The organism is Streptomyces sp. NPDC051636, from assembly GCF_044453765.1.
Taxonomy (GTDB): Bacteria; Actinomycetota; Actinomycetes; order Streptomycetales; family Streptomycetaceae; genus Streptomyces.
The window spans coordinates 1-18,561 of record NZ_JBITDA010000043.1; the positions used below are offsets into that span (position 1 = coordinate 1).

The 18,561-nt window shown below is 73.6% G+C and carries 8 protein-coding genes and 2 pseudogenes; 3 read left to right on the forward strand and 7 right to left on the reverse strand.

Features of this window, described 5'->3' with window-relative positions:
• Positions 1-77: 77 nt before the first annotated feature.
• The gene (locus ACIBBH_RS39350; RefSeq protein ID WP_399413302.1) at positions 78-290 is read right to left on the reverse strand and encodes a hypothetical protein; all 213 of its coding nucleotides are present in this window, start codon (positions 288-290) and stop codon (positions 78-80) included.
• Positions 291-392: 102 nt separating this feature from the next.
• On the opposite strand from ACIBBH_RS39350, the gene ACIBBH_RS39355 reads away from it, so the two are divergent.
• Positions 393-839 carry a family 43 glycosylhydrolase gene (locus ACIBBH_RS39355; protein ID WP_399413305.1) on the forward strand — a complete coding sequence of 149 codons (447 nt, stop codon included), beginning with the start codon at positions 393-395 and terminating at the stop codon, positions 837-839.
• Between the two features lie 19 nt (positions 840-858).
• On the opposite strand, the pseudogene ACIBBH_RS39360 reads toward ACIBBH_RS39355, so the two are convergent.
• Positions 859-1,843 (reverse strand): annotated as a pseudogene (locus tag ACIBBH_RS39360) (IS5 family transposase).
• Positions 1,844-1,936: 93 nt separating this feature from the next.
• Here ACIBBH_RS39360 and ACIBBH_RS39365 point away from each other — a divergent pair.
• Positions 1,937-2,133 (forward strand): annotated as a pseudogene (locus ACIBBH_RS39365) (STAS domain-containing protein); the annotation flags it as partial.
• 156 nt (positions 2,134-2,289) lie between these two features.
• Here the strand turns inward: ACIBBH_RS39365 and ACIBBH_RS39370 are convergent.
• From ACIBBH_RS39370 to ACIBBH_RS39390, 5 genes are read right to left on the reverse strand one after another with little or no spacing between them, the layout of a single operon-like run.
• The gene (locus ACIBBH_RS39370) at positions 2,290-4,140 is read right to left on the reverse strand and encodes a hypothetical protein (RefSeq protein ID WP_399413307.1); all 1,851 of its coding nucleotides are present in this window, start codon (positions 4,138-4,140) and stop codon (positions 2,290-2,292) included.
• The gene (locus tag ACIBBH_RS39375; RefSeq protein ID WP_399413309.1) at positions 4,133-9,388 is read right to left on the reverse strand and encodes a hypothetical protein; all 5,256 of its coding nucleotides are present in this window, start codon (positions 9,386-9,388) and stop codon (positions 4,133-4,135) included. Before ACIBBH_RS39375 ends, ACIBBH_RS39370 begins: the two co-directional genes overlap by 8 nt.
• A complete protein-coding gene (locus ACIBBH_RS39380; protein ID WP_399413311.1) occupies positions 9,369-12,683 on the reverse strand; it encodes a hypothetical protein in 3,315 nt (1,104 codons plus the stop codon). Before ACIBBH_RS39380 ends, ACIBBH_RS39375 begins: the two co-directional genes overlap by 20 nt.
• Complete coding sequence (locus ACIBBH_RS39385; protein ID WP_399413313.1) at positions 12,680-13,888, reverse strand: Kelch repeat-containing protein; 1,209 nt, start codon at positions 13,886-13,888, stop codon at positions 12,680-12,682. The genes ACIBBH_RS39380 and ACIBBH_RS39385 overlap by 4 nt, the downstream gene beginning before the upstream one ends.
• A gap of 30 nt (positions 13,889-13,918) precedes the next feature.
• Complete coding sequence (locus ACIBBH_RS39390; RefSeq protein WP_399413315.1) at positions 13,919-18,385, reverse strand: DUF6603 domain-containing protein; 4,467 nt, start codon at positions 18,383-18,385, stop codon at positions 13,919-13,921.
• Between ACIBBH_RS39390 and ACIBBH_RS39395 the strand changes: the two genes are divergently transcribed.
• Positions 18,360-18,560, forward strand: a complete 201-nt coding sequence (locus ACIBBH_RS39395; RefSeq protein ID WP_399413317.1) for a hypothetical protein — start codon at positions 18,360-18,362, stop codon at positions 18,558-18,560. The genes ACIBBH_RS39390 and ACIBBH_RS39395 overlap by 26 nt on opposite strands.
• Position 18,561 lies beyond the last annotated feature (1 nt).

The following is an 18,561-nucleotide window of genomic DNA, read 5'->3' on the forward strand; positions in this document are numbered from 1 at the left end:
AAACAGCGTCCACAACTCGTCCGGCACCAACCGCTCCACCAGATCCGTCATGCACGGCTCAACGAGCGATCACACCATCAGAAACGACGTCTTAGGCGGTTGATGCCGCACTCGACCGCGTGCCGAGCCTTGTAGTCCTGCGGGTCGAACTTCGGCGGCCGGCCGCCGCGGGAGCCGCGTTTCTTGCGGTTGCGGGCCTGGTCGGCCTTGTCAGGGATGGTGCAGCGGATCCCGCGCCGCCGCAGGTAAGCGCGGTTTTTCCAGGAGGCGTACGCCTTGTCGGCGCGCACGCGATTGGGCAGGGTGCGCGGCCTGCCCGGCCCGAGGCGCGGGACACGGACAAGAATGGCAAATGGTGGCTGGCCTTCGGGTCGTTCCGGCTCGGCATCTACATGATTGCCCTGGACCCTCAGACTGGGAAGCGGTCGGCCACGGACACCGGGATCCGCCACCTGGCGCAGAGGCTGCATGGCTGGCCCGACCCGGTGGAGGCACCCTTCGTCTACTACAAGAATGGCTACTACTACCTGTTCGTGTCCTTCGACTACTGCTGCAAGGGTGTCAACAGCAACTACAGCATCCATGTCGGCCGCTCCACCGCGCCCGACGGCCCCTACGTCGACCAAGCCGGGCACAACATGGTCGGAGACGGCGGCAGCCTGCTGCTCGGCACGCACGACAGCTGGGTGATCGGTCCGGGCGGGCAGTCCGTCATGCACGACGACGTGGACAACCACGACCTGCTGACATACCACTACTACGACGGCCGAGCCAACGGCAAGCCCGAGCTGGGGATCAATTACCTTGGGTGGAAGGACGGGTGGCCTTACGTTTACTAGGGAGCGTATTTGGTCGTGATCAAGGGGCGGCTCGCGTTAGGTCCTTGATCCAGATCATTGAGGCGCGGAGGTGGAGACCGGCAAGGTAGCTCCGCGGGGTCTTGTCATAGCGCTTGGCGATGCCTCGCCGCGCCTTCATCTTGTTGATCGCACGCTCGACAGTGTTCCGTTCCTTGTAGAGCTCGACGTCATGGCTGACGGGCCTGCCGCCCCTACTGCCCTTCTTCTTCCGGTTGGCGGCCTGGTCCTTCTTCTCCGGAATGACCGCCTTAACGCGGTGTTTTCCCAGGTAGGCGCGGTTGCCACGAGACGAGTACGCCTTGTCCCCGGCGACCGCGTCGGGCCGGGTGCGGGGACGGCCGACAGGCCCGCGGACCCGCACCTTCTTCAGGACGGGGATGAATTGCGGGCTGCCCGCCGCCTGTCCCGCAGTCAGCAGCAACGCCAGTGGGCGGCACCTCCGGTCGGCGGCGAGGTGGACCTTGCTGGTCTGCCCGCCCCTCGACCGGCCGAGCAGGGCAGCCTTCAGCCGGAGATTGCGCCGGCGCCGGACGCGTCGCCGTTCCTCCTGCTCGGGATCGTTTCCGACGGCCTGCTCGGCTGGTTCCTCATGGCTGCCCCCTTTTGCCGGGCCTTCTCCTCCTCGGCCGCGGCCTTCTCCAAGGCGAGCATGATGTCCTCGTCGAGGTGCATCCCGGCGGCGTCGTGGTGGGCCCGGGCGGTGGTGGAGTCCACACTGACCAGGGACAAGTCCACCTCACCTCGTTTCGCTGCCTCCGTGACCCCTCCAGCAGGGCTTCGAAGACGCCGGCGTCCCTCCATTGGCGGAATCGGTTGTGGACGGTCGGCCAGGCACCGAACTCGGCCGGCATCTCCCGCCACTGCCCGCCCGTCTTGAACCGCCAGAGCACGCCCTCGAACTGCTGCCGCAGCCGCTCGGGGTACGGGCCGAACCTGCCAATCGGCAGGCAGGGCTCGATGAACTCCCATTCCGGGCCCGTCAGTTGTGCACCGAGTCATGCATGACGATCTACCGGAACCCGCCCCACTGCGGGAGCGAATCCCGCAGGTTGATCACAACTGGATACGCTCCCTAGTTCGACCATGCCGGGGACCCGGACACGTCGTCATCGACCTCACTGACGCCCACATCTGGGATGTCTCCTCCGTCGCCGCCCTCGACGCCGTCACCACCAAGTTCGAACAGCGCGGCAAGACCGTTCGGATCACCGGCCTCAACCACCGGAGCGCGCACGTCCACCAGAACCTCAGCGGCGAACTCACCGGCCACTGACGCTCATATGACAGCGCCTGCCCTCCGAACGTGCCGGAGAGCGGGCGCTGTCGCGTGAGGCGGGTGGAGGCGGCGGTCGGTCAGGACCGGCGGGTGGCCTGCCGAAAGGTCGAGGTCGGTCGCGGGGAGGGCGGGCGATCGAGCAGGCGGCGGTCCTCAGCCGGTGGTGCCCGGTGGCGGGGCGGTGTCCTCCAGGAAGTCGAAGGCGAGCCCGCTGGACGCCTCGCCCCGGCCGGGGCGGCGGTGGGTGGCGAGCCAGAGGGAGACCCGGCCGTCGCTCCAGCGGGTGCGGTTGAAGGAGGAGGTGATCCCGGTGCCGGTCTGCGGCACCTCCTCCTCGTGCACGAAGTACGGCCGGCCCTGGTCGAAACCCTCGCGCAGCAGGGCCGTGCGGGCCGGCACCGGCTCGCCGTCTACGATGCCGAGCATGGCCGCACGCTGCAACCGGATCTGGCGGTTCTGCCCCGGAACGTGCACCGGGATGAACGGGATCCAGTTCTCCGGGACGGTGTTCATCGCCTCGTAGCGGACCGGCGCGGCGGCCGGCGGCGGCACCGTCGGCGGGTGCAGGGCCAGCCGGTGAGCGAGGATCTCGGCGGCCACCTCGCTGCCGCGCCGGGGCTCGCCGGTGGCCAGCCGGACGGTCTGCTCGACGCCCCACACCATGTTCGCGCTCTCGTCGCGGACCAGCGTGACCTCCTCCAGGACCGGCCCCTCGGCGACCCTGGGCACGCTCGGCGGCAGCAGCAGATCGGTGTCCGCCGGGACTGACGCGTCGCCGATGGTGTCGAGGGTGAACATCGACCAGCGCTGCCAGTCGGCGTCGTCACCCGCCCCGGCGGGCGTGATCCACAGCTTGCGGCCGAAGACGTCGGTGACCGTCAGCCCGCGGATCGAGGCCACCGTCCCGGCGGGGACGTCGCAGGGCAGCTGGAACCAGTCGTTGCTGTAGACCAGCGCGAACTCCAGGAAGACCAGCCGCGCCAGGTCGGTGCTGTCCGGCCGCACGGCGGCGAAGTTGGTGCGGCCGTCCTCGACCGCCCACCAGCGCGGCAGCGGCATGCCGGAGAACCGGACCGGCGCCGGAAACACAGTGCGGTTCAGCGGCGCGGGCGGTGGAGCGGCGCCGCCGAGCGGACCGGCCGGGTCGACGGAGAACGCGTGCCAGTCCAGCGTGCCGCCCGGGTACTCCTGCGCGGTGAGGACCTTCTCCGCCCCGCCGGCCGCACCAGCCGCGACCGAGAAGCGGTGCTCCAGCCGTGCCGGATCCCAGGCGGTGTTGCCGGTGTGGGTTGCCGGGTCCTCGGCCGGCTGGTCGATCAGCGCGTCGAACCAGGCGGTCAGCCGTCGGGCCAGCTTGGCCAGCTCCTCGCGCTGCAGGCCCGGCAGCCCGTCGATCCCGTCGTGTGCGGGCCGTCCCCGTTTGAGGGCGAGGTAGAACTCGTAGCCGTCCATCCGGCGGCCGGCCACCGTCTGCAGGGCGGACCAGACCTCGGGGTGCGCCACCCTCGGGGCGTCCGCGTCCGCCCGGGGGTCGGGCAGTGCGATGGGGTAGCGGTCGACGTACTTCTGCCGGATGCCCAGGCCGAGCAGGATCGGGGTCTTGCCGACCAGCTTCATCCAACGGCGCCCGATCGCCAGCCGCAGGTCGAAAGAGATCCGGTCGGCGGCGAACGCGAACGGCAGCGGGCGCCGCTCCGCGACCGCCTCCAGAGGCCGGTCGGCGGGCAGCGGCTCCACCGCGCCGTCGGCTGGTCGGAACCTGCTCGGCGGGGTGGCGACCACCGAATAGGTCGCGGTGACTGGCGAGCCGCCGTCCGTGCCGCGGAACTCGCCCATCTGCCACTGCCGGGTGAGCATCCACAGCGGATCGCGCACCTCGGCGCGCAGCGCCCGTGCGAAGTCGGTGGTGCGCGGCCTGCCCTCGATGCGGTTCCACAGGCCGACGGTGGGCGCGCGGCGGTTGTCCAGCGCCTCGCGGAGGTTCTCGATTCGGGGCTCAGCCACGGGCCTTCCCTCGCAGGTTGGCGATCGCGAGATCGGTGCTGATGGTGATCGGCTGTCGGGTGGCCGACAGGACGGTGGCCGGCAGGAATTGGGCGTAGGCGGTGCCGTCGAGGTGGCCGGGTTCCACGGCCCGGATCCTGGCCAGGTCGAAGGTCTCCCGGACGGCGGCGACCAGGTCGTCCCAGACCCAGGTGCCGGTTCGGGCCGGCGGGACGACCAGGAGCATGGTCTGTGGGGGTTCGGAGTCCGGGCCGTCGTAGTGCACCGCGATCCCGGTGGTCTCCTGTTCGGCCGGTACCACCTCGGTCCACTCGTCGAACAGCACGCCGCACCGCCGGGCGGGGCCGAGCAGGGGCTCGGAGGCGTAGTGGGCGGTAAACAGCAGCCGGTCCTCCTCAATCCGGGTGCCTGCCCGGAACTCCATCGCCAGCCAGTGGTCGCCCTCCCGGTAGGGGAACTGGACCGGGGTCAGCTGCGGCTCCTGCCAGCCGGGGATGTTGCCCAGCAGCCCGCCCGGCCCGCGCAGCGCGTCGCCCAGGGCGACGGCCTTCTCCCACAGCCGTGGCTTCTCCCGGACCCTGGCCATGCCGTGGACCCAGTCGTCCACCGGGAAGTTCCGGTCGAAGTCGTCCGTCAGGTGCTTTACCAGCCCGGGGCTGTCGGCGCGGGCCCGCTTCCAGTCCTGGGCCAGTTGGTCGGAGGGCGTGAACTCGGGCACCACCAGGACGTCCTCGCCGAGCATCGCCACCAGCGCCGCGGTGGCCGCCCGGACCCGGTCGGGGTCGGTCGCCGCCGCGTCGTGCTCGGCGAGCGCCGTGTCGGCGGCGGCGAGCCGCCCGGTGACGTCCGTCTGTAGCGCCTGCGCCCGGGCCAGCAGGTCGCGGCCCAGTTCGACGATCCGGTCCTCGTACGGCGTCAGATCCAGGCCTACCGGGTCGAAGGCGGTCAGCGGAAGCTGGGCCCGGACGTCGGCGACCAGACCGGCGAGCGTCGTGCGGGTGGTCCGGGCGAGCCGCCGGAGCCCCTGCAACCGGGAGTCGAACGCGGACCTCCGGCCGGCGACGATGACGCGCAGCCTGGCCGGGGTCGACGGGCGCGGGCTGGTCGGCGTGGTGGTGAGCAGCCGTTCGGCCTGCTCCAGCAGCCGGAACCGCTCCTCGGTCGGCGCGGACGCCGGCAGCGCGTCGTACCGGGCGATGAGCGCGTCCGCCTCGGCAAGCGAGCGCCCCATCCGCGCGGCCGCCACGACGACCGCCGCCAGGACGTCGGCGAACACCCCCCGGCGCCACTCGACCAGTTCCGCCCAGCCGCTCCGCAGCAGACCGAACAGACCGGCCGTGGTGGCGAGCCGGCTGTGGGCGGTGATCAGCGCGTCGATCCGTTCGAGCACCTCCTCGCGCCGCACCGAGGCCGGCTCGGGTGGGTAGAGCCGCGCCAGCACGGTGAGGTGGTCGGCCACCCGGGCGCGCAGGGCGTCCAGGCCCGCGCGGACGGCCGCGGGCCGCTCCCGGGGCACCGCGACCGCCTCGTCGGCCGAGCGGTCGACCCCGGTCGGCCCGGAGGCCGGGACCAGGTCCGTGGGCCGCAGCGGCCGGGAGGTGGTCAGCAGCGAACGCAGCGCCTCGACCAGCGGCGACACCTCGAACAGGGTGACCTTGCCGTCCACCCGGGTGGTGTACTCGATGGTCAGCGGGACGTCCGGGCGCGGCTTGTCCCGCGTGACGACGACGCCGAGGATCCGGTCGTCCAGATCGGTCATCGCCGTCTCGCGCGCCGGCCGCAGGGTCCACAGCAGGTCGATGGGCTGCAGTTCGAGGTCGAACTGGGTGACGTCGCTCCGGCGCGGCAGCCCGTCGAGCGGATCGGTCCAGGTGACCCGGACCGCCACCTCGTGCTGCGCCGGCAACAGGCTGGGCAGCCAGTCGTTGACAGCGGGTTCGGCTTTGGCCCGCGGGCCGTCGCCGCGGAACCGGGCGACACCGGCGTGGGGGTTGAGCCCCGCGGTGAGCTGGACGGCGAACCGGTGGGTCAGGGTGACGCCGCTGCGCGGGGTCTGCACGACGGCGGGCTCCGGCGGGAAGCCCTCCTTGGCGTAGGCGTCCAGCGTCGCGGTGGCGCGCTCGGCATTGCCGAGCAGCACCTGGTGGGTGCTCTCGGCGACGGCGAGGTCGGCCAGCGCGTCGTGGATGTCGAGCAGGTGCCGCAGCTCGGCGTTGATCGCGTCCTGCTCGTCGGTGGAGGCCTCCGGCATGTCCTGGGCGCCGAAGGGGTAGGTCGGCGCGGCCGGCGGGCGGGTGGCGCGGCGGACGAGTTCGAGCCCGTCGACGACGTTGCGGGCCTCGATCACGTCGATGTCCGCCCTGCCCTGCGGCGTCACCTCGGACAACTTGCCCGCGCGCAGCGGGAACGCGCGCCGCAGCGCCGGAAGGAAGCGGTCGAGCTCGACGCCGGGGTGATGGTCGTGCAGCCCGCGCTCGAAGCGCCGCCCGAGCAGCGCCCCGAGCGAGTGGCCCGCGCGCAGCCCGTCGAGCAGTTCCAGGGCGATCCGGACCCGCCCGGAGCTGAGGTTCACCGCGAACGAGCCGGGGTCGGCCTCCGTCCCGTTGGCGAGATAGCCGGCGCGCAGGACGGCGGCCGTGGTGGCGTGGCTCGGTGACGGGGCGTGGACGTAACCGCCGTTGGTCCGGTCGTACGGAATCTCGGCCGCCCCGAACACCGCCGCGAGCTGCGGGTCCAGCGTGACCGACCCGAGCGCGTGCTCGCGCGGGCGGACGTCCTCCAGCAGCCCGTAGCACCCGAGGTGGACGCCCGGACGGGGCGCGGCGGTGCCGTCGGGCCCGAACCGCAGCTCGGCCAGCCGCTCGTTGGCCAGTCCGAGCAGCCAGGCGTCGAGCCGGTAGGTCGCGCAGTCGAGGTGCTCGGCGAGCACCCGTTCCAGCCGGGCGGTGGGCAGGTCGGCGAGCAGCTCGACGGCACGCAGCTGCCCGGCGAGCGCCGCGGTTGCCGGGCTCGATTCGAGCACGCCGGGGATGAACCGGTGCACCAGGAGGTCCGGGTCGGAGCTACCGGTGATCGCCGGGTCGGGGGCGTACAGCTGCCGGTACCGGCTCTCGCTCACCGGCGGCGCCGGCTCCCCGGGCCGCTTGGTGCGGACGTGGACGAAGAGCGGGTCGGCGAGGGAGGGGGCCGGGCGTCCGGCGGCGACCGCGAGGCGCCGTCCGGCGTCCTCCCAGCCGAGCAGGACGGCGTGCCGCAACAGCAGGTACAGCAGTGCGGCCGGCGCGCGGTTCCCGGCGAAGCCGTCCTCCAGCCGCACCTTGTCCAGGTCGGTGCGCCCGTACCGGACCAGCCAGTGCAGGTAGTTCCCGGGATCGGGACCGGCCGTGGAGGCGCGCACCCGGTCGGTCTCGGAGAGCGGGCGGTCGTCCACCAGCGGGGCGAGCAGGGGGTGCTGCGTCCCGGCGAACAGCCGGCGGACCAGCGCCGGGTCCGGGCGCTCTGGCGGGTGCACCTGGTAGCCAAGCCGGGCGAGGAGCGTGCGGATCGGCTGCGGCATGTGCAGCACGTCCTCCAGCGCGGGCAGCACGGTGCCCCCGAGGCCGCCGAGGTTCTCCCGGTTGAAGACGTCCTCGACGCTCTGTGCGTACCGCTGGTGGTACTCGGCCGAGGTGGGGTGCAGCGCCAGGATGTCCAGCAGCCGCTGGTGCGGGTCGGGGTCGCCGCCGTCGATGCGCGCGACCTTATCGGCCGCGGTCCGCCAGTCGGCCAGTGCCGCGCTCAACAGCCGGTGCAGGGTGGTGCGGTGGGCCGTCGCCGCTGGCCAGGTCAGCCGGCTGAACGCGGTGGTCGGCAGGATGCCGTAGGGCTGCCGGCCGACCCGGACGGCCGGGACGGGGCCGCGTCCGCTGACGTGGCGGAGGAAGAAGTCGCGGGTGTCGGCCGCGGCCTGCGGCGGCACGATCGGGTACAGGGTGGTCTGCAGGAAGCTGCCCCAGGTCGCCGGCCAGAGGGCGGTGTTGGCGGCGCGGGCGTCCCGCTGGTCGGTTCGGTCGGCGTTCGGCACCCCGGCCAGGACCGCGGGGTCGATGCCGAGCAGTTCGGCGAGGCACTGGCCGTCGGTCCTGGTGGTCCAGTCGCCGGGCGCGGCCGTGGCGGTGAACCCGGCGGCCGTGCGCAGCCCGGCGTCCGCCTCCTCGCGGGCGTCCTGGCCGGCCTGTGCCTGCTCGGAGTTGTTGGTGGGGGTGCCCTGGGGCAGCAGTGCGTACCCGGCCGGACTGCGCAGCTGCCGGGTGACCAGCCGGCCCAGTTCGACGGCGGACTGCTGCGGGTCGGTGCGTTCGCGCAGTCCCAGCACGACCAGCCGGTCCACGCCCTTGCGGTTCAGGGCGTCGAGCGGGACGCGGATGCCCATGCCGACCTCGAACGCCTCCTTGAAGTCGGTCAGCCAGCGCAGCGGCGCGGGCACCCGGAGGGCGCCGGTCCGCTCGTCCACCTTGAGCTGCTCACCGGGCGGCGTGTTCGGATCGGGGCCGACCGCCAGCTCGTCGGGCACCGGCTTGCCGGGGACGGCGAAGACCTGGGTGCCGCCGACGTACCCGAGCGCCGTGAATCTGTCGGGCAGCAGTCCGGCCTTGGGGGCCCTGGTCCAGGAGTCCCGGGCCACCTGGGCCGGGCGCGGCAGCACCAGGAAGGCGACCAGGACGCCGTCGCGCGGGTCGGTGGGCGCGGCGTCGATCCCGGCCGGCCGCCGGCCGCGGACGGCCCGGGCCCGCTCGGGGCCGACGGAGGCCAACAGCGCCGCGTCGGCGGACCGCAGCCGGGTGCGGTCACCGTGCGCCCGCCAGACCGCCGTCCAGTAGGCGGCGGTCGGCTGCCGGTCGGCGGCGGGAAGCGCGGTGGGGCCGGCGAGGACCAGCACGACGGTGTCCTCCGGCAGGTTCGCCGGCTGTTCGGTCGGGTTGGCGGGCGGATGTTCCGCGCGCAGCCAGGCCGCCCGGCCGACGGGGACCCGGCCGGTGAACTCGTGCCACGCCACCTGTTCGGCGGCGCTGTCGCCGCCCGCCCGCCACACCGCCGTCCAGTAGGCGCTCAGCGCGGTGAACTCGGCCTCGCCGGGCAGGGGTTCGAACTTGTCGACCGCCCACTCGTCCGGGAAGATCCGGATCAGCAGCTCGGTCTCGGTGAAGCAGGTCTCCAGCCGGACGGGGCCGAGCAGGACCGGCAGGTCGTCACTGAGCGGGGCGGGCATCGGGCAACATCTCCTGTGCGTGGACGGCGATCAGTACCGGTGCCTGGAAGAGCATGTAAGCGATGTCCGCGGAGCTCAGCCGGGAGTGCCAGAGCGGAAGCGCGGCGTCCTCGCGGCGCTGCTCGCGCTTCTCCTGGTCGTCCTCGGAGCCGTCGAACCGGACGAGCGGGACCTGCACGCCCGGGTCGAGGCTGACGAAGCGCCGGTCGAGCGGGTCGATGGCCCGCCAAGACAGGTCGTTCCACACCTCTACCGCGGTGCCCGCGCCGTCGTCGGCGCCGAACCGGGGGTCGCCCGGGCGCTCCTTGATCACGAAGAACCAGCCGGGGTCCAGCGGCGGCTCCCCCCGCGCCTGGTCCGCCGTCAGGTCGAAGCCGAGCAGGGTGATGTCCGGCTCCACCCTGGCCTCGTAGATCGGCAGCTTGACCAGCTCCGGGGACGGGCGGTCGCCGTCCGGCACGTCGGCGAGGACCCGCTCCAGGCTCGGGTCGACCACCCCGTCCTCGCCCTTCGCCCAGGCGGCGCGGTGCGCGTAGACGGCGGCCGTCGGATACTTCTTGAGCAGCTCGCCGCGGATCACCAGGACGAGCTCCTCCTCCTGGACGAGGTCGCGGTTGTCGTGCCCACCGAGCGCCGTGTCCCTGGTCCAGTCGTCCATCCGGGTGATGTCGTACAGGCGCTCCCTGCGCTCCGCGGCCGTCTCGCCGGGCCGGGGCGGCTCCACCCGGGGATCCCAGAACTGGCGGAACGAGGTGCAGCGCTGATCGGTCGGGAACTCCCGCCACAGCAGCTCGCGGGCGAACTCGTGGTTGAGCCCGGCCATGAACGCCTCGATGAACTCCTGGTCGGTCGCCAGGAGCGTGATCGTGTTCGGCGGAACCAGCCCGAGGTTGGGCACGAAGGTGTCCACCGACATGTCCAGCAGCGACTGGTACATCGGCAGGTCGATGACCGGGTACGCCATCGCCTCCAGGAACCGCTCGGCGAAGGGCTGGAGCCGTTCCGGGAGCCTCACCCCGCTCAGCAACTGCCGGGGCACGGTCTCGTCGGCGCTCAGCCCGGCGAGCATGGTGCCGGTGACCGGCGTGATGCCGAGCGGGAGGCGTTCCCGCGTCCGCCCGCCGACCACGGCGGCGTCGAGCCCGTCGTGGAGGTCCCGGAGTGCCAGCTTGAACAGCCGCGCCTCGGCGGAGTCCTCGCCGCCCGGACGGGGCACGACCCCTTCCCCGGGCAGGCTGAGCACGAAGTCCGAGCTGCTCGGCAGCCCGCCCACCGGATCGGACGGCCCGGCCTCCTGCGCTCCGGCCAACGACGGCCCGGGCGGGTGCAGGACGTTCGCGAGCTGCGCCGGGGTGACGATCGCAGCCGGTGCGGCCTTGGGCGGCGCGGCGGCGATCCCGGTGGCCGGGTCGTCCATCCGGGGCAGCAGCGCGTCCGGCGGCTGGTTCGCGGCGGCGAACGGCAGCCCGCGCATGAGCCGCGAGCGCGGCCGGGTGATCCGCCGCATCGGCGGCGACACCGGCGCGGCCGCGATCCGGCTGCGGGCCACCTCGAAGCCGACGGCCACCAGCTCGGCCGGCTCCGCACCGCCGGGGCCAGCGGCCCGTGCCGCCTCCGCCGATCCGGTCGTCGTCACCCGGGAGCCGGCCGGCGCGGTCAGCCGCAGGGACCGACCGGACGGCGGCGGGGCAGCGGCGGCGGCCTGCGCGACCCCCGGCGCGGGCGTCGGCGGCACCGGCGGCGGGACCGGTGACGCCAGGTGCTTGCCGTGCAGCACATGGCCGACCTCGCGGGCGAGCTGAGCGGCGCGGATCCGGTCGTTAGCCGCGAGCACCTCGCCGACCTGTTCCCAGGCGGCGGCCATGAACTCCTCCTGCCGCGCCTGGACCACCTGGGTACCGAAGTTGGCCGCGATCCGGAAGCGCGGGTCGAGGTTGAGCCGGTGCACCCAGTTGCGGTTCTCCGGCGCCGGGACGGGCGTGCCGTCCCGCTGCGACAACAGCCGGGACGTCCGGGCGTGCCAGCGCCCGTACAGCGGCGGGGTGATCACCGGATCGGCCGCACCGGGCCCCGGCGCCGCGGCCGCGCCCGCCGGACCGAGCGACTCGGCCAGCCGGGCGTGCGCGACCGTGGGCGGGTGTTCGAGGTAGTCGTCGGCCAGGTTGATCCGTCCGGCGAGGGCCTGCTGGAAGGGGTGCGGGTACGGCAGCGGAACGGGCGGCGGCGGGGCCGGCGGCGGTGGTGGAGGCGTGGGGAAGCGGCCGTCCCAGTTGTCCCACAGGTCCGGCTCACGGTCGGGCACCCGCAGTGCCCCGCCGAGCTTGAGCACCCCGCCGAGCGCGGCGGGCTCGGTGATTCCCAGCAGGCCCGGTCCGGGCGAGCGCTGGACGTCGACATCGCGCCGCCCCACCCGGGGGTCGGGCCGCCCGGGCTGCAGCAGCCGGACCAGGTACTCGAAGTCACCCGCGGTACCGGTGCCGAAGAACCAGCGGTGGTAGTAGGGGAGTTGACCGGGAGCCTGCCGGTTGGGGTAGTTCGGCCCCCAGGCGGAGTGCGCGGCGCTCGGCGTGGCACCCGGGTCGAAGCCGAGGCCGGCCAGCCGCCCGGTCTCGAAGGCGGGCACCAGGAAGGCGTGGTACCCGGTGTTCGGCCACAGGTGCCGCGGGCAGATCAGCCGGGAGCAGGCCCGGTCGGGGTTGGCGCGCAGCACCTGCCGCAGCGCGGCCAGCGCGGAGGGCATGTTCTCCGAGACGATCGGGTCGACGAGCTCCCCGTCGACATGCACGTGCGCCCAGGCACCGAGCTGCTCCGGCGGCGGCAGCGTACCGGCCGGGTCGGTGACGGTGATGAACGGCAGGGGCCGCCCGGGCGCCGCGCCCTCGGTGAACTCGCCCGGCTCGCCGGTCTGCTTCGGCCCCTCCAGCACGATCAGGGCGAGCCACGGCCGCAGCCGTCCGGTGTCCGCCTCGGGTGCCAGCGGGCTGTACTGCCAGGGGAAGTCCTCGTCGTAGAACTCGATGTGCGCCAGGTAGTTGGGTTCGGCGTTGGTGACCCAGGCCCGCGGCTCGGTCCGCGAGACCACCCGCGGATCGATGCCGACGATGTCGCCGGGGCCGTAGAGCTGGACCTTCTGCTCGACGAACTGCTCCGGCGGCGGGCCGGCCACCGGCTCGCCGGTCAGGTGCAGGCGGACCGGGATCTCGGCGCGGGTGACCGGGCCGGCCGGATCGGCGGCGATCCTGGTGGCGATGCCGCCGCGCAGCCACGGCAGGAAGGAGTAGGCGTTGGTCGTCATGAGGCGGCCCCGAACACCTCGGTGGTGGCGGTGAGTTCGTGAACCGCCGGATCGGCGGCGGCGAGCCCGGCGCGGACCGTCCCGCCCGCGATCAGCACCCGGCCGTCCGACAGCGCGGTGGCGGCGAACGCCCAGCGGCCGGTGGTCGTGCCGGCTGCGGCCGTCCACGCCCGAGTGGTGTCGTCGAAGAGCAGCGCGCTCCGGTAGCCGACGCCGTCGCGCACCTCGGCGGTGCCGCCGACCAGCAGGAACTTCCCGCCGCCCAGCGGGACCACCCGGTGGAGGCCGCGGCCCCCGGGCGAGGCCGGCATCGCCGTCCAGGTCCCGGTGGCCAGGTCGTAGCGCTCGACGGTCAGGCCGGTGAAGGGGTCGAAGGTGCCGTCGCCCGGGGCACCCGGGGTGGCGCCGCCGAACGCCAGTGCGGCGGTGTCGGAGGCGGCCACCGCCTGGTGCCGGCTCCGGGGCCGCAGGAGGCTGCCGGTCGGGGTCCAGGCCTTGGTGGTGGGGTTGTACAGCTCGCAGAACGCGAGCGAGGCGTCGTCGTGCCCGGAGATCGGCGCGGTGCCGCCGCACACCAGCACCTGACCGCCCTTGAACAGGACGGCGGAGTGGCCGGTCCGGGCGTCGGTCATCGTCCCGGCGTCGGTCCAGGTGTCGGTGGCCGGATTGTAGATCTCCGCCGACCGCAGGGCCTTGACGGAGTCGCCGGAGCGCACCGCGACGCCGCCCGCCACCAGCACCCGCTTGTCCGCCAGCAGCACCGCACTGTGCCCCCAGCGGGCCTCGCGCATGTCGGCGGCGGTCTTCCAGCTGCCGTCGGCCGGGTCGTAGAGCTCGGCGCCGGCGAGGCCGGGCGACAACGGCGACGAGCCGCTCGTCCCCCCGGCGATCAACACCCGGCCGTCGTCGAGCCGCGTCGCGGTGTGCAGTCGGCGCGGGAAGCGCAGCGGGACGCCCGTCGTCCAGGTCGCGGCGGCCGGGTCGTAGACCGCGGTGCGGGTCAGGACGGCCGAGGTGGCGTCCGAGCCGCCGACCAGCAGCACCTTGCCGCTCTTCAGCAGGACGGCGCCGTCGTACTGCCCGTACCAGGAGGCCGGTGACGGCAGGTCACCGGCCTTCGTCCAGGCGCCGCCGGCCGCGGCTGCCGCACTCGTCGTGGCAGCGGTCATGGCGTCGGTCGCGGCGTCGGTCATGGCGTCGGTCATGGCTCGTCGAACCCTTCGGGCTGGCCGTGGTCACGGCGTGAGGATCTCGGTGCCGGCGGTGATGACGGCGGCCTCCCCGGGGGACGCCGGACCGGAGAGCGTGACGCCCCCCGCGACCAGCACCCGGCCGTCGGCCAGCTCGGTGGCGGCGAAGTCGGTACGGCCGTCGGCCAGGCCGCCGGTGGTGGTCCAGCCGTGGCTGGCCGGGTCGTAGAGCGTCGCGTTGCGAAAGCCCCCGGCGAAGGCGGGTCCGGCGGTGCCGCCGACCACCAGGACCTTGCCCGAGCGCAGCCGCAGCGCTCGGTGCCCGCTGCGGCCGCCGGGCATGTCCGGCAGCCGGCCCCAGGTGTTGGTGCCCGGGTCGTAGCGCTCCGCCGACGCCAGGGGCGAGAGGGTGAACCGGCCGTCGGCCGGGATCCCGGTCGCCTCGCCGCCGGTGACCAGGACCGAGCCGTCGGCCAGCACGGTGGCCTGGTGGCCCCGGCGCGGGGTGGTGAGGCTCCCGGCGGCGGACCAGGTGCCCGCGGCCGGGTCGTACAGCTCGCAGAAGGCGAGCGAGGCCGGGTGGCCACCGGTGGCCAGCGCCCCGCCGACGACCAGTACCCGGCCGCCGGGCAGCACGGCTGCGCGGTGCCCGGACCGGGCGTCGGCCATCGGCTTCGCGGGCGACCAGCTGCCGACGCGCGGGGCGAACAGCTCGGCCGAGTCCAGCGTGCCCTCGCCGCCGCCCCGCGCCCCCGTGCCGCCGGCCACCAGGACCGCGCCGGTGCTCAGCAGCGTCGCCGAGTGCCCGGCCCGGGGCGTCCTCAGTGGGGCCGCCGGGCTCCAGGTAGCGGCGACCGGGTCGAAGACCTCGCTGGAGTCGAGCAGCTTCCCGTCCGCGCCGCGGCCGCCGGCCACCAGGACCCGGCCGTCGTCGAGCACGGTGGTGGAGTGCCCGTGGCGCGCGGTGGCGAGGCCCTGGACGGCCGACCAGGTCTTGGCCGCCGGCTCGAACCGCGCCGCGGACCCGAGCGCCCGGCCGGTCCCGTCGGCGCCGCCGGCGACGAGCACGGTGCCGCCGGCCAGCCGGACTGCCTCCAGCCCGGCGGCCGCGACCGGCAGCGAAGCGGCCTCGGACCACGCCCCGGGGACGGAGAGCGGGGCGGCGACCTCCGAGACCGGGATGACGTGCAGGGCGTCGGCCAGGTCCGGGTCCGCGGCGACCCAGTCGGCCAGCGCGTCGGCCGCCGTCGCGGGGCTGCGGAAGGTGGCTGCGCCCCGGTCGACGTCCGAGGTCGGCGGGAAGGCCTGGAGGTTGTTGCGCCGGTAGGCGACGGCGAACCGCTGTCCGGTGAGCTGCACGGTGTCCCCGCCCGCGAACGGCCGGCGGCGCTCGGCGTCCCGCCGCGACAGGGGGGAGCGGCTGGTGCTGCTGCCCTCCAGCAACTGCTCGTAGACGGCGGCGGGGACGTCGTGGAACCGCGCGCGAAGGCTCCCCGCCGGGGCGGTCGCCTCGGTTACCTGAACCGCCGCAGCGGTCCCCACGGCGATGCCCGCAGGAGCGCCTGGGCTGCTGTCCGTGGGGGTACCCGTGCTCCGACGGGAGTCGATGATGTGCAGCTCGTAGCGGGTGCTGCGGCGGACCACCCGGGCGGAGGCGAGCGCCTCCCGTTCCGCGCTCAACTCCATCCCGGCATCCTGGTCCTGGTACGGCGCGGCGGACAGCTTGGCCGCGTCGTCCATGTCCTGGAACTGGGCCATCGCGAACTTGTCGTCCGGGGTGGAGAGCTGGACCAGGCCGCTGTCCGCCGCCGGAGCCACGGTGAAGCGCCGGCCGTCGCTCGGCCGCTGCGCGCCCACCCGGTCGATCCGGACGTTGAGCGGGATCGCCCGCTGCTGCACGTACAGGGTGCCGAGCGGGTGCAGCACGAGCTTGTCGGTCTCCGGCAGCGCGCGCAGCGTCACCCGGCGGTCGCCGCCGCCGGGGGGCAGCTTGGTGCGCCAGCCCTCGACCTTGGTGAACTCGCCCCCGAGCAGCGGCAGCACCGCGATCGGCGGCAGCGTGGTGTCGTGCTCCTCGCCCCAGCTGAAGTCGAAGTCGGCGGAGATCTCCAGGACGAGCAGCGAGATCGAGCCGCGTCCGCGCGCCCGCCACGGCGACGGACCCTCCAGCCGGAACCGCAGGTCGATGCAGAACAGACCCACCCCGAACGCCTTGAGCGAGACGTCGGCGGCGATCTCGATGACGAAGGAGAACGGGGAGAAGCGGAACAGCGCGTCGAAGGAGAGATGGCCCTCGACCCCGAAGTCCTCGAAGCCCAGCCGGAGTTCCGCCGCAGCCCCGAACTGGACGGTGTTGCTGGTGAGGGCGAAGTACCCGGACACCCGGATCAGCGCCCCGGGCCGGTTCAGGATGTCGACGGCCAGCCGGTTGGGCACCGGGAACGGTAGCGGCGGGGGCCGGAACGACGGGTGGAACCCGCCGACCGTCAGCACCAGGTCCGGGTTGTCCCCCCAGGCGACGAGCAGGCCCATACCGCCGTCGATCGTCATGGTGAGGATCCGCGACTCGAAGAGCTGCGCGAAGAACCACAGCCGCGACTTGTCGAACTCGACCGCGCCGATGAAGGCGACCTTCAGGACCAGCAGCGCGAGCTCCTCGGTGGGCAGCGCGCACTTCAGCACCCCGAGGATCGCCAGGTTGCCCGGAATCTCGATCACGACGCCCAGCGAGACGCTCACCAGCGTCGGCGTGCCCCAGCCGATCTTGGCCATCGGCCCGATCAGGAACTTCCCCTGCTCAGGCGGGAAGAAGGCCCGCAGATCGCTGAGGATCCGCGGGGCGTTGGCGACGACGTCCTGCGGGAACATCACCGACTCGATCCGGCCGGTGCGCACCCCCTCGACGAGCGCCTGCAGGTTCATCCCGCGGTTGAGGCCGATCAGGCCGCCGACGGCGAGCAGGGTGAAGCCGTACCCCAGTTGCAGGCCGAGGCCGCCGAACTCGGTGGTGATCACGATCAGCATCGAGAAGCCGTCGGTGCCGTCCGGCATCCGGGTGCTGATCAGGCCGATCGCCTTGAGATCGACGAATCCGGCGAACTTCAGCTCCAGCGCGCCGGAGTACTCGCCGCGCGCCGGGTCGGCCGACAGGAAGCCCCCGCCGGAGATCACCCCGGTGTCGACCGAAAGCCCGACGCCGGTGGGCGGCTTGAACTCGAAGCCGATGTCCAGCGGACCGAGGTTGCCGCCCTCGCGGAACCGCGACCTGACGATCACTCCGACCCGGTCGACCGCCGCCTTGACCGGACCCAGCTCGGCGTTGAAGGCGGCGGAGATCTCCAGCGGTACCGAGCCGGCCGCGCCGACCCCCGCGCTCAGGTACAGCGTGGTGACCTCGATCGGGCCCACTTCCAGGTGTGTCGGGACCGCCAGGTCGAGCGAGCCGCTGCCCTCCAGCCGAAGCCCCCCCGACGGCGACCAGAGGGCCCGCAGTTCGAAGTCGGACTCGATCCGCCCGCCGCCGGTGATCCTTCTGATGAAGCCGTCACCCTGGGAGAGGTCGATCAGGACGTGGCCGCCCGCAAGGTCGAGACGGGCGGTGGGCTCGGCCGTGGCGCTGCCGCCCGGCCCGGCCTGCGCCGCCAGCCCGAGGGCAGCGGTGAACCGGCGGATCTCCAGCCGGGAGCCGCCGGCCTTCCCCAGCAGCACGATCGGCGCGCCGTCGGCCTTCTCGGCGGTCAGCCCGAGTGCGGCGGCGAGCTGCAACCCGCCGGTGGAGGGATGGAGTTCGATGCTCAGCGGCGGCCGGACCCGGGCCTCCAGCCCCGACTCGAACCTGGTCCGCGCCTCGAAGGAGAGCTTCCAGAGCGGACCGGGCCGGTACTCGCGGACCAGGTCCGCGTCGGCCACCACATCGGCCCGGGCGAGCAGCGAGGGCGGACCGCTCGCCGGGTCGACCGTCAGCCGCAGGATGTAGGCGTCCAGGACCTGCGGGCCGCCGGGCGGCCTCTCGTAGGTGAAGTGCCGACCGCGGGCCACCAGGTGCTCGACGAGGCGCCGGAACAGCTCGGCACCGTCGAAGCCGGGCGTGCCGAAGCCGAAGACGTCGCGGAACAGGTCACCAGGAGCGGTGAACAGGGTGGGCAGCCGGTCGAGGTGGAGCGTCCGGCGGCGGCCGGCCAGGATGGTCGGGTCGGCCGGATCGGAGAACCCCTGGAGGTCGGTGAGCATCCCGAGCAGGGAAAGCACGTCGAGCGCGTTTCGGCTCTTCGCCTCAATGTGGGTGAGTAGCGCCCAGTCGAGGATCCGCCGGGGCAGCTCCTTGGCCTCGGCCCGGATCCTGGCCCGCTGGGCGTCGGTCAGACCGGGCGCTCCGGCCACCGCGGTGTCGAGGGCGGGCCCCAGGGCATCGAGTGCGCCGAACACCTGCCCCAGGGCGCCGACCAGGGACACCCCCTCCAGGGTGATGCGCTCGGCGACGTCGTCCGTGATCGCGGCGTCCAGCCGCAACACGATCGCCCAGGCCTCCGGCCTGCACGGCGATCGTGCCGAGCGGGCCGTCGGCGGCGCCGAGCCCGCCCGGCAGCCACAGGCCCAGCTCCATGAGGAACGCCTGCCGCTGCTCGGCGCCGAGCAGTTGCTCCAGCGGCCGCAGGGCGTTGGCGATCTCCCGGGCGAGCAGCTCTAGG

Bases quoted from the DNA above. Each gene is read 5' to 3' on its own strand.
- ACIBBH_RS39355 (WP_399413305.1), top strand. From the start codon at position 393: ATGATTGCCCTGGACCCTCAGACTGGGAAGCGGTCGGCCACGGACACC.
- ACIBBH_RS39375 (WP_399413309.1), bottom strand. From the start codon at position 9,388: ATGCCCGCCCCGCTCAGTGACGACCTGCCGGTCCTGCTCGGCCCCGTC.
- ACIBBH_RS39380 (WP_399413311.1), bottom strand. From the start codon at position 12,683: ATGACGACCAACGCCTACTCCTTCCTGCCGTGGCTGCGCGGCGGCATC.
- ACIBBH_RS39385 (WP_399413313.1), bottom strand. From the start codon at position 13,888: ATGACCGACGCCATGACCGACGCCGCGACCGACGCCATGACCGCTGCC.